Origin of the sequence: Streptomyces minutiscleroticus (assembly GCF_014650875.1) — a bacterium.
Taxonomy (GTDB): Bacteria; Actinomycetota; Actinomycetes; order Streptomycetales; family Streptomycetaceae; genus Streptomyces; species Streptomyces minutiscleroticus.
In genome coordinates this window covers 1-1498 of the sequence record NZ_BMVU01000191.1, presented here as the reverse complement: position 1 = coordinate 1498, position 1498 = coordinate 1, and the positions used below count along the sequence as shown (strand labels likewise).

Below are 1498 nucleotides of genomic sequence, written 5' to 3'. Positions count from 1 at the left end.
ACCACCCACCGACCCCCCACCCGCACGCACCAGACGCGGCACCCACGCCCGACCCGCACGCCACACCACCTGCACCTCACCCGACCCCACCACACGGTCGACGTCGGTCGACACGCCATCCGTACCCACCAGCACCACCCGCCCGGGCTGCTCCAACTGCACCGTGCGCACCAGACCCCACACCGCAGCCGCCCCAGGATCGGCATCGGGATCCGCGGTGAGGACGACGAGCGGGCGGTCGGAAGAGTCCGCCAGGTGCTCCTGGATCCGTTCCCTTGCCGCCTCGATCAGCTTGCGCGCGGACTGCGGCGCGGACGCCTCGGGCCGGCCGGTGAGATCGAGCACGTGGTGCGCGGCCGCTGCCGCCGTCGTGCGCGGCAGGTCGAGCGCCGTCCAGTCGACGCGGTACAGATGCTCGGCCGCCGGGTCGGTCACCGGCGCCAGACGGTCGAGCGGGACCGGACGCAGTACGAGCGTGCCGATGGCCGCCACCGGACGTCCGGTGGGGTCGCTCAGGGCGAAGGAGACCGAGTCGGGTCCCTCACGCCGGGCACGCACCCGCAGCGCGGAGGCGCCGGAGGCGTACAGCGCGATGTCGTTCCAGGCGAAGGGCAGCAGCAGTTCACCGGGCCGGCCCGCCGGCGCCGCGCCCAGGTTCGCCGACTGGAGGGCCGCGTCGAGGAGAGCGGGGTGCAGGCCGAAGCGTCCGCCGGACTCGGCCGCCTGTCCGGGCAGCGCCACCTCGGCGTAGACCTCGTCGCCCAGCCGCCAGGCGGCGCGCACTCCGCGGAACGTCTCGCCGTACTCGTAGCCGGCGGCCGCCAGGTCCTCGTAGAAGCCGTCGACGGCGACAGGTTCGGCGCCGGGCGGCGGCCATGCCTCGTACCCGAAGTCCGGTGTGGACTCGGGTCCCACGAAGCCGGTGGCGTGCCGGACCCACGCGTCGTCGGCCTCCCCCTCCTCGGGACGTGAGTGCACATGGACGGCGCGTCGCCCGTCCCCACCCGACGGCTCGACCGTGACCCGGAGCTGGACCCCTCCGTGCCGGGGCAGCACCAGAGGCGCTTCCACGACCAGTTCGTCCAGATGAGCGAGGTCCAGGTCCTCGCCCGCCCGCAGCGCGAGTTCGATGAAGGCCGCGCCCGGCAGCAGCACCTTGCCGGATACCGTGTGTTCGGCCAGCCAGGGATGCGTCCTCGTCGCGAGCCGGGCCGTGAAGACCCGTGCGCCATCAGGCAGTTCGACCACCGTGCCGAGCAAGGGGTGCGCCGCCGAGGTGAGGCCGAAGGTGGTGACGTCGCCTGTGGAGCTGCCGGGTTCGAGCCAGTAGCGCTGGTGCTGGAAGGGGTAGGTCGGCAGTTCCGACGTCCGCAAGGGCTTCGGATCGACGCCCTCGAACAATGTGTTCCAGTCGACGGGGACACCCCGTACGTACAGTTCGCCGGCCGACAACAGGAAACGCTCCAGACCGCCGTCGTCCCGCCGCAACGTGCCCGCC

General features: G+C 72.8%; 1 protein-coding gene. It reads right to left on the bottom strand.

Annotated features, from left to right (window positions below):
- Positions 1-1498: polyketide synthase dehydratase domain-containing protein (locus tag IE271_RS40905; protein WP_190195478.1), on the bottom strand; the 1498-nt coding region annotated here is incomplete at both ends.